11 protein-coding genes are annotated in these 9,547 nt (G+C 64.7%); all 11 read right to left on the bottom strand.

The genetic code is table 11. The annotated features are described in order from the left end of the window. Positions 1–231: 231 nt before the first annotated feature. The gene (locus QMX78_RS07005) at positions 232–969 is read right to left on the bottom strand and encodes a hypothetical protein (RefSeq protein ID WP_282267882.1); all 738 of its coding nucleotides are present in this window, start codon (positions 967–969) and stop codon (positions 232–234) included. Positions 970–1,045: 76 nt separating this feature from the next. Then, complete coding sequence (locus QMX78_RS07000; protein ID WP_282267879.1) at positions 1,046–1,309, bottom strand: hypothetical protein; 264 nt, start codon at positions 1,307–1,309, stop codon at positions 1,046–1,048. A 116-nt stretch (positions 1,310–1,425) separates the two neighbouring features. Next, positions 1,426–2,787: a magnesium transporter gene (gene mgtE / locus QMX78_RS06995; protein ID WP_282267877.1), complete on the bottom strand. Its 1,362-nt coding sequence runs from the start codon at positions 2,785–2,787 to the stop codon at positions 1,426–1,428. A gap of 118 nt (positions 2,788–2,905) precedes the next feature. Next, the gene (ptsP, locus tag QMX78_RS06990) at positions 2,906–4,627 is read right to left on the bottom strand and encodes a phosphoenolpyruvate--protein phosphotransferase (RefSeq protein WP_282267874.1); all 1,722 of its coding nucleotides are present in this window, start codon (positions 4,625–4,627) and stop codon (positions 2,906–2,908) included. 46 nt (positions 4,628–4,673) lie between these two features. Beyond that, positions 4,674–4,943: an HPr family phosphocarrier protein gene (locus tag QMX78_RS06985; protein ID WP_282267872.1), complete on the bottom strand. Its 270-nt coding sequence runs from the start codon at positions 4,941–4,943 to the stop codon at positions 4,674–4,676. Continuing rightward, entirely contained in the window at positions 4,936–5,328 is a 393-nt protein-coding gene (locus QMX78_RS06980; RefSeq protein ID WP_282267870.1) for a PTS fructose IIA subunit family protein, read from the bottom strand. The genes QMX78_RS06985 and QMX78_RS06980 overlap by 8 nt, the downstream gene beginning before the upstream one ends. A gap of 98 nt (positions 5,329–5,426) precedes the next feature. Further along, complete coding sequence (gene rapZ, locus QMX78_RS06975) at positions 5,427–6,305, bottom strand: RNase adapter RapZ (RefSeq protein ID WP_282267868.1); 879 nt, start codon at positions 6,303–6,305, stop codon at positions 5,427–5,429. Beyond that, positions 6,302–7,252: an HPr(Ser) kinase/phosphatase gene (hprK, locus tag QMX78_RS06970; RefSeq protein ID WP_282267866.1), complete on the bottom strand. Its 951-nt coding sequence runs from the start codon at positions 7,250–7,252 to the stop codon at positions 6,302–6,304. The genes rapZ and hprK overlap by 4 nt, the downstream gene beginning before the upstream one ends. After that, the gene (locus tag QMX78_RS06965) at positions 7,249–7,701 is read right to left on the bottom strand and encodes a PTS sugar transporter subunit IIA (RefSeq protein WP_282267864.1); all 453 of its coding nucleotides are present in this window, start codon (positions 7,699–7,701) and stop codon (positions 7,249–7,251) included. The genes hprK and QMX78_RS06965 overlap by 4 nt, the downstream gene beginning before the upstream one ends. A gap of 26 nt (positions 7,702–7,727) precedes the next feature. After that, on the bottom strand, positions 7,728–8,042 hold the full coding sequence (gene raiA / locus QMX78_RS06960; protein WP_282267862.1) for a ribosome-associated translation inhibitor RaiA: 315 nt from the start codon (positions 8,040–8,042) through the stop codon (positions 7,728–7,730). 58 nt (positions 8,043–8,100) lie between these two features. After that, a complete protein-coding gene (locus tag QMX78_RS06955) occupies positions 8,101–9,531 on the bottom strand; it encodes an RNA polymerase factor sigma-54 (RefSeq protein WP_282267860.1) in 1,431 nt (476 codons plus the stop codon). Between the last annotated feature and the right edge of the window lie 16 nt (positions 9,532–9,547).

The raw sequence follows: 9,547 nt of genomic DNA, 5'->3' as shown, positions 1-9,547 counted from the left end.
CCCGCCCCGGGCGCGGCGGCGCCCCCCCCCCCCGCTTCGCCCCCCCGGGCCCGGGGGAGGGTTGGGGAGGGGGGGGCTTTTGTGGCTTTTCAGGCAGTGTCAGCTTCGCGGCTTACGCCGCTCCTGCAAGCTGATTGGCATTGCGGAATAGCCTGACTGTAGAGCCGAGCCATGCTCGGCTGGCGCATTACCGGTAGAGCCTCTGCCGAGCATGGCTCGGCACTACTGTTGTTACGGCTTTCCTGCCTGGCGCTTGCGCTGCTGGCGGATGTAGGTGAGTTCGTTCTCTGCGACTTTACTCCCCGGCTCCAGCACCAATGAGTCTTCGTAGGCTGTCTGGGCTGCGTCCAGGTCGCCCAGTTCGATCAGGGCATAACCGGTTCCGCGCAGTGCCAGCGCCTCGGCGTACGCTGCTTCAGGGTGGTTGCGGGTCAGTGCCAGTGCCTGTTGGTAGCTGCTCAGTGCAGCGGTCCAATCCTTGCTGATGTTCAGCGCCGCGCCACGCTCGGTCAGTGCTTCGGGTTCGTAAGGCGCGGTGGCATGGGCCTTGTCCAGCCACTGTATTGCCTGTGCTACATCGCGCAGTTCCACCGCGATGTAGCCCAGTTGGATGTAGACGTTGGCACAGGCGCTGTCCAGCCAGTCGATGGGCTCGCCGTCGCCATGCTCGCGCAGGTAAAGCTCGTACTGGCGCTGTGTGCGGAAGCTCAGCGAACGTCGTCCTGGCGCCGCACGGTAAGCGTCACATTGTCGTGCGGCATCAAGCAGCAGGGCTTTGGCCTGGGCATGCTCGCCCTTCAGATTCAGAGCGCCGGCCTCCTGCACGGAAGCGCGCAACTCCTTGCCCAGCGCTGGCTCACCGGGCCGTGAGTAGATCTGTGAGGTGCTGAGCCTGACTGGATCGTCGGGTCCGTCAGCAAGTGCGTTGGCGCAGGCCAACGCCAGGGCAATACAAAGCAGATAACGCATACGTCCCCCCGCAGCGATGTGGAGGCCAGCGTAGCCGGGGCCGCGGCGAATCGGTAGGGGGCTCCGGTGCAGGCGCTTAGCCGCGCGGTGCCATCGCCAGGATTGCCAGCTGCTGCTGGGCTTCTTCATTGCCGGCTGCGGCGGCGGCCTGCACCTGGGTCAGGTCCGGGTGTTGTACTACCAACAGTGGGTACTCGCATTCGGGGCAGGCGTATTCGGTCTGCTCGTCGTGCAGTTCCATTTCCATCTGCCGCGAGTTGCCTTTCCATTCGCAGGCGGGGCAGCTGTGCAGCTCTTCGCGCCAGCCGGTCTGGTAGTAGTCGTTGACGGTGATGGTCATGGGTAAGGCCAGAAAAAAGAGCGGTGAAGTGTAGCCCGGGTAAGCGTGAGCGCACCCGGGGCTTTCCGCGAAGAGCTCCCGGGTGCGCTGCGCTTACCCGGGCTACGGCTCTGTGACTAGTGCAGCAGCACCAGCGTGGCGAGGCCGAGGAAGGTGAAGAAGCCCATCGAGTCGGTGACCGCAGTGAGGAAGATGCCACTGGCCAGGGCCGGGTCGAATCCCAGCCGCTTCAACGTCAACGGCACCAGTACACCGGCGGATGCGGCGAACAGCAGGTTGAAGGTCAGCGCGATCGCAATCACCAGCGACAGCCCCGGCATGTGGAACCACGCCAGCACGATCAGGCCAAGCACGGTGCCCAGTACCACGCCGTTGAGCAGGGCCACGCGCAGTTCTTTCCACAGCAGGGTGCGGGCATTGGAGGCGCCGACCTGGCCCAGTGCCAGACCGCGGATCATCAGCGCCAGCACCTGGGTGCCAGCATTGCCGCCCAAGCCGGCGACAATCGGCATCAGCACCGCCAGCGCCACCAGTTTGTCGATGGTGCCCTCGAAATGGCCGACCACGCTGGAAGCAAGGAAGGCCGTGCAGAGGTTGACCGACAGCCACATCAGGCGACGGCGCATGGCGCGCCAGACCGGGCTGAACAGATCTTCGTCTTCGTCCAGACCGGCCGCGCCAAGGGCCTGGTGATCAGCCTGGCCGCGGATGATGTCGACCACGTCATCGATGGTGATGCGACCGATCAGGATGTTGTTGTCATCCACCACCGGTGCCGAGACCCAGTCATGATCGGAGAACTGGCGGGCCACTTCGTCGGCGCTTTCGCCCACGTCGATGGCCGGCTGTTCGTCGTCGATCAGGCGGTTGATCGGGGTGGTGTCTTCATGGGTGACCAGCGAGGCCAGCGACAACCGGCCCAGGTACTGGTGGCGACGGCTGACCACGAACAGATGATCGGTGTGGTCGGGCAGCTCGCCGCGCAGGCGCAGGTAGCGCAGCACCACGTCGACATTGACGTCGGCGCGCACGGTGACCACGTCCGGGTTCATCAGGCGGCCGGCGGTGTCTTCCGGGTAGGACAGCACCTGCTCAAGCCGCTCGCGGTTCTCGCGATCCATCGACTTGAGCACTTCGTCGATGACTGTGTCAGGCAGGTCCTCGACCAGATCGGCAAGGTCATCGATGTCCAGGTCTTCGACCGCGGCGATGATCTCGTCCGCGTCCATGTCCGCCAGCAGGCTTTCGCGCACGTCTTCACCGACATGCACCAAGACCTCGCCGTCGTCCTCTGGGTCGACCAAGCCCCACACCACCTCACGCTTGCCCGGTGGCAGCGATTCCAGCAGGTTGCCGATCTCGGCTGGCGACAAGGTGTTGACCAGGCGACGCACCGGCCCCAGGCGGCCGCTGTCCAATGCATCGGAAAGCAGGCGCAGCTGGCGTGCGGTCTTGTCGTGGCGTACGGCTTCAGCCATGCGCAGCTCCCGGTGTGGTGATGGCCGCTGTCCGTGGCGACTGGGCGCCAACGGCGGTGTTTAGCCCGCCATTATCACGTGCGACGCGCGGGCTTGCATACAACCGTTGCGCCCGGAATCAGTTTCCGACGCTGCCGGTGATCCAGCGTTCAATGCCGCGGCGGTCGCGTGCAGCCAGCAATTGCGGGGCCTGCAGGCGCAGCTCGGCCAGGTTCACTTCACGGATGGCGCGCCGCACTTCCAGCAGCGTGGCCGGGTGCAGACTGAATTCAGTCAGTCCCAAGGCCAGCAGCAGGGCTGTCATGCGCGCGTCACCTGCCATTTCACCGCAGACCGCTACCGGGGTTTCATGCCGCTGCGCGGTTTCGATCACCTGGTACAGCAGCCGCAGCACGGCCGGATGCAGGGGCGAATACAGCTCGGCCACGGCGTCATTGTTGCGGTCGGCGGCCAGCAGGTACTGGACCAGATCGTTGGTGCCGATCGACAGGAAGTCGACCTGGTCGATGAAGGTTTCCAGTGCGATTGCGGCTGCCGGCACTTCGATCATCGCCCCGACCGGAATGTTCTCCGCCACCTCATGGCCGTCATTGCGCAGGATTGCGGCCAGCCGCGACAGCCGTCGCCGTACCGCCATGATTTCCTCACGGGTGGTCAGCATCGGCACCAGGATGCGCAGCGGGCCGTAGCCGGAGGCACGCAGGATTGCCCGCAGCTGGGTGTCGGAGACTTTCGGACGGGCCAGCGACAGGCGCACGCCACGCAGGCCCAGTGCAGGGTTTTCTTCGCTGCTGAGTACCAGGCCGGTGCGGTCGGCCTTGTCCGCACCCAGGTCCAGGGTGCGGATGGTGACCGGACGCCCGCTCATGCCCAGCACGGTGTCGCGGTAGGCGCGGAACTGCTCTTCTTCGTCAGGCAGCTGGTTGCGCTGCATGAACAGGAATTCGGTGCGGTACAGGCCCAGTCCGCGGGCACCCAGCGCATGCGCCTGGGCGACGTCGTCATGCGATTCGGCGTTGGCGAGCAGGGTGATCTCCGCGCCATCCAGGGTGCGGGTGGGCTTGGCCCGCAAGCGGCCAAGTTCGCGTTGCTCGCGGGCCAGCTCGCGTTGTCGGCTGCGGTACTGGCGCAGGTCGTCCGGGGCTGGATCGACCACGATCTCGCCGCTGACGCCGTCCAGGATCAGTACGTCGCCATCGCTGACCTTCTGCAGCACCGCACTGGCGGCCACCACCAGCGGCATATGCAGGCTGCGGGCGAGGATGGCGCTGTGCGAAAGCACGCTGCCGGCACTGCTGACGATGCCGACCACGCCCTGCGCCTGCAGCTGCGCCAGTTCCGATGGAGCGACGTTCTCGCAGACCAGGATCTCGCCGGCCAGCCCCTTCATGGTGGTGGTGCGTTTGTGCAGGAAGGACTGGATGCGACCGATCACATGGTCCAGATCGTCCATCCGGCTTTTCAGGTAGGCATCTTCCATGCCTTCAAACACCTGCGCCAGGCGGTCGCGTTGCACGCGCAGGGCGTGGCTGGCGCTGTAGCGCTTGCTGCGTACCAGCTCGTCGAGCCCTGTCAGCAGTTCAGGGTCGTCCAGCAGCATGGCGTGCAGTTCGAGGAACTCACCGACCTCGGACGGCAATGCACCTTGCAGGCGGGTGCGCAGCTCGCGCATTTCCTGGCGGGCCGCGTCGGTGGCGCGGTGGAGGCGTTCGAGCTCGTGTTCCACTGCAGCGGCAGCGACGCGCTTTTCGCCAATGTCCTGGACATGCGGCAGACGCACGCGGGCGCGGCCCAAGGCAGAGCCACGGGAAGCCGGCAAGCCCGTTAGACGAGTCACCACTGCAAGCTCCTGGGCATGCCTGCAGCTGCGTGCGCGGCTTGCGCCATCAGCTGTCCTCGTCGAAACGGCGCTCGAACAGTGCGGCAACTGCCTCCAGTGCGGCAGCTTCATCTTCGCCGTCCACGCGCACCGTCACCGGCGTGCCTTGGGCGGCGGCCAGCAGCATCACGCCCATGATGCTCTTGGCGTTGACCTCGCGGCCCTTGGCCACAAGCGTGGCGTTGGAGCGGAAGGCGGACAGCACCTGCACCAGTTTGGCGGTGGCCCGGGCGTGCAGCCCCAGCCGGTTGGAAACCATGAGTTCTTGTTCAAGCATCGTCGGTGATGACTCCATTGCGAGCGCCCGCCGCCGCAGTGGCGGGCAGTTGGTCCAATCCCTGTTCCGGATAGTTCATTACCCGCAGCAACATCGCCAGACTCAATCCCGATACGCGCTTGGTAGGCGTGCCCAGGCGCGCCAGTTTGCCGGCAAGGTTGCTCGGGCTGGCGCCATACAGATCGGTCAGTATCAACACGCCGCCTTCACCTTCCACCCGCCGCATCGCCGCAGAGGCGGCAGGCAGCAGGGCATCCAGGTCGGCGTCGAACGGCACTTCGAACGCTTCTGTTTTCAGCGGCAGTTGCCGCAACAAGGCGGTCGTCACTTCCAGCAGGGAAGTGCCGACACCGGTATGAGTAACTAGAAGAATGCCGCAGGTCATCCTTGAACGTTAACAGGTCAGGGTGAGTCCGCGATAGCGCTTAAAACTGTCTTCTGTGTGCCATTCAGGGCTTGCGCGCCTGGCGCGCAAGCGCCCGCTCAGTCCTGTTCGCGATGGAAGGTGGCCACGTCCTGCCAGCCCTGCTCACGTGCGTGTCGGGCGAGGCGTTCGGCCAAGTAGACCGAGCGGTGTTTGCCGCCGGTGCAGCCAAAGGCCACGGTGACATAGCTGCGGGTCTCGCCGCTCAGCTTGGGCAGCCAGGTGTCGAGCAGATCCTGCAGCTGGGTGACGTAGCGCACCACCTCGGGCTGGGCGTCCAGATACTCGCGAACCTCGCGGTCGCGCCCTGTCAGCGAGCGCAGTTCCGGGTCCCAGTGCGGATTGGGCAGTACCCGCGCGTCGAAGACGAAGTCGGCTTCGGCCGGCACGCCACGCTTGTAGGCGAAGGACTCGAACAGCAGTGACAGCTTGCTTTCATGGCTGAGCGCAAACTCGGTGATTACCCGGCGCCGCAGCTGGTGCACGTTGAGGCGGGTGGTATCGATGATGGCATCGGCTTCGCGCCGCAGTGGGGCGGTCAGCTCGCGCTCGCGGGTGATGGCCTCCGGCAACGACAGGCCCAGGTGACTCAGCGGGTGCCGGCGACGGGTGTCGGCGTAGCGGGCCAGCAAGGTGTCGTCGTCCGCTTCGAAGAACAGCAGGCGTGCGTCGATACCGTAATTGAGTGCGGTTTTGCGCCATGTGGACAGCTGGCTCAGGTCGCTGCGGCCGCGTACGTCGATGCCGACCACCACCCGCTCCGGCCGGTTCTCATCGCGTTCGCCGAGCACGCCACGCACGAACTCCGGCAGCAGGTTTACCGGGATGTTGTCCGAGCAGTAGTAGTCGAGGTCTTCAAAGGTCTTCAAGGCCACCGATTTGCCCGAGCCGGACAAGCCGCTGACGATGATCAGTACCGATGCAGGGTGCGCACTCATGAACTACGTTGCTCCAGCAGGTTGCTATGGCGGGCGATGAACATCGCCGCCGGGTCGATGCCCTTGGTGCGCAGGATGTGCAGGCGGGTGGCGGCCTCGGTCAGCACTGCCAGGTTGCGACCGGGCATCACCGGCAGGGTGATCAGCGGCACGTCCAGGTCCAGCACATGGCGTTTGCCCGAATCGCCAGTGAGGCGTTCATAGCCGTAGCTGCTGGGCTCGGTCATCGGCTTGGTCAGGTGGACGATGAGGCGAAGATACTTGTTCTTCTTTACAGAAGTGTCACCAAACATCTGGCGCACGTTCAGCACGCCCAGCCCGCGCACCTCCAGCAGGTCCTGCAGCAGCTCCGGGCAGGTGCCGTCGAGCACGTCCGGGGCAATTTGGGTGAATTCGGGGGCATCGTCGGCGACCAGGCGGTGGCCGCGGGACAGCAGTTCCAGTGCCAGCTCGCTCTTGCCTGAGCCTGCCTCACCCGTGATCAGCACGCCGATGGAGTAGATCTCCATGAATACGCCATGCAGGATTACCCGCGGCGCCAGCGTGCGGGCCAGGTGGTAGCTGATGTGGTTGAGCAGCTCATGGCCGCGGCGTGGCGACACCCACAACGGGGTCTGCGATTCGTCGGCGGCCGAGCGCAGGTCTTCCGGGCAGCCATGGCTTTTGGTGATCACCAGCGCCAATGGCCGCGCCTGGATGATGCGCTCGATCACTTCCCAGCGCTGGCGGGCATCCAGGGAGTCCAGCCAGGTCAGTTCCTCGGTGCCGAGGATCTGCACCTTGTTCGGGTAGATGGTGTTGAGATAGCCGGCCAGCGAGGGCCGCCGCGAGACGGTATTGCCAGCCTCCAGCTCACGTTGCGCACCGGCATGGCCGGCGACCCAGCGCAGGTCGAGCTTCTCGCGCTGCTGGTCGAAGAGTTCCTGGGCGGTGATGCTGGTATTCATCCGCTACGCGCCTGCTGCGGGTTGATGATGATGTTCTTGAGGGTCTGCGCATCGGGGGCAATGCGCAGTGCCTGGCGGATGTCGGGGTCGGAGAAAATTTCCGCCAGCTCCGACAACAGCATCAGGTGTTGGTGGGTGTAATGCGCGGGTACGGCCATGGCGAACACCAGATCCACCGGTTCGTCGCCGCCGAAATCAACGGGTTGTTGCAGCCGTAGCAGGGCGCCGCGAGGTTCCTGCAGGGTTTCCGAGCGCCCGTGGGGAATGGCGATGCCGTGGCCAATGGCGGTGCTGCCGACGTTTTCACGTTCGCGCAGGCTTAAAAACAGGCTGTCCGCGCCGGCTTCACGACAGGCGAGAAGGCGGGAGGCGGCTATCAGGGTGCTGTCTCGATCAGCGACCGCGAGTACCTGGGTACTCACGGCCGCCATCAGGTCGGTCAACGGCATGTTGGGCTTACGGCTGGGTGTAAAGATCAGCCATTGTCGCGCAGAGCATGCGATGCGTGGGGAAGATGCTTTTCCTTGTGCTTTATGACCAGTCGGTCGAGCTTGTCGGCCAAGACGTCGATGGCTGCGTACATGGTGGGTTCGGCAGCATCGGCGTGCAAGGTGCGCCCGGGTAAATTCACCGTGGCGACGACGAGGTAGTCAGGCTTGCGGGTGGACAACTGGACTCGTACTTCGCAGTGCTGGTCGAAGTGTCGACCCAGCCGCTCCAGCTTTGTTTCCACGTACTCCTTCAGGGCAGGCGTGACTTCAACTTGCTGGCCATACGTCTCGATACGCATCGGATTCCTCCTGTGGTTCGGGGTTGCCTAATGAACCCTGCGCTGCTCAACGAATGCTTCAGGCGATGCGGACGCGTTCGTGAGAGGCACAGATGTTCATGGCCTCACGATACTTCGCAACGGTGCGGCGCGCTACCGGTATGCCACTGGTTTTGAGCATTTCAGCCAGCTTGGCGTCAGAAAGCGGTTTGCGCGGGTTTTCCGCATCGATCAGGTTACGGATCATCGACTGGATGGCGGTGCTGGAAGCCTCGCCACCGCCTTCGGTATCGATGCCGGAGGCAAAGAAGGCGCGCAGCGGCAGGGTGCCGCGCGGGGTGCGCACGTACTTGCGGGCGATGGCGCGCGAAATGGTGGATTCGTGCAGTTCCAGCTCACCGGCGATTTCACGCAGCGTTAGCGGACGCAGTGCCTGTTCGCCGAATTCCAGGAAGCCGGCCTGGTGATGCAGCAGGCTGTTGACCACCCGCAGCAGGGTTTCGCCACGGGCCTGCAGGCTCTTCAACAGCCATCGTGCCTCCTGCAGCTGTGCGCGCAGATAGCTGGCGTCGGCATCGCCGCAGCGGCGGATCAGTTGTTCGTAGCTTTGATTGATGACCACCCTGGGGCCAGCGTGCCCGGCCAGCGCACAGCGCCAGATGCCGCGCTGGCGCCAGACCACGCAATCGGGCACGACGTAGGTGTCAGACGTCATCTGCCCCAGTTGCTTGCCCGGGCGCGGATCGAGTGAGCGCAGCAGCTGCACGGCTTCTTCGACGTCGGCAACAGGCTGTTTCAGTTCCTGCGCGATGCCGCTGATGCCGGCGCGCGGCAAGCGCTCCAGTGGGCCATCGGCGATACGCCGGGCCAGGGCAAGGGCAGGGGTTTGGCAGGGCAGTACGTCCAGCTGCAGGCTCAGGCACTCGCCCAGGCTGCGTGCGCCAACCCCGGCCGGGTCAAAGCGCTGGATCTGGCGCAATACCGCCAGGATCTCATCTTCGTCGGCATGGGTTTCAGGCAGCAGTGTCTGCGCGATTGCCGACAAGGGCTCGCGCAGATAACCGTCTTCATCCAATGCATCGATCAAGGCCACGCCGATGGCGCGATCACACGGCCCCAGATGGGTCAGGTGCAGCTGCCACAGCAGGTGATCGGCGAGGGTATCGCCGTCCTCGGCCTGTTCGCGTTCGTTGTCTTCGTCGCCATCGAAGGAGCCGGAGCGACCACTGCTCCAGTCTTCGTCGCCGCCATCCCAATCTTCGCCATCGGCGTTGATGTCGCCTTGTGCGGGATCGATCGGGGCATCATCGTTGGCGCTGCCTGCGGGAGCCTCGTCGCCGTCGGCGCCTTCGGAGTTCTCGGCCCATTCCAGCAGTGGATTGGTTTCCACCGCCTCGGTCAGTTCCAGTTCGAGCTCGGTGCTGGACATCTGCAGAAGACGGATGGCCTGACGCAACTGCGGCGTCATGACCAGGTTCTGTCCCATCGATGTCTGCAGCCGAGCTTTCATGCCTGATCCGTTGGGG

It is taken from the genome of Stenotrophomonas sp. PS02298, from assembly GCF_029959445.1.
Classification (GTDB): Bacteria; Pseudomonadota; Gammaproteobacteria; order Xanthomonadales; family Xanthomonadaceae; genus Stenotrophomonas.
The sequence above is the reverse complement of the archived record's forward strand: the minus strand, read 5'-3'. Positions and strand labels throughout refer to the sequence as shown.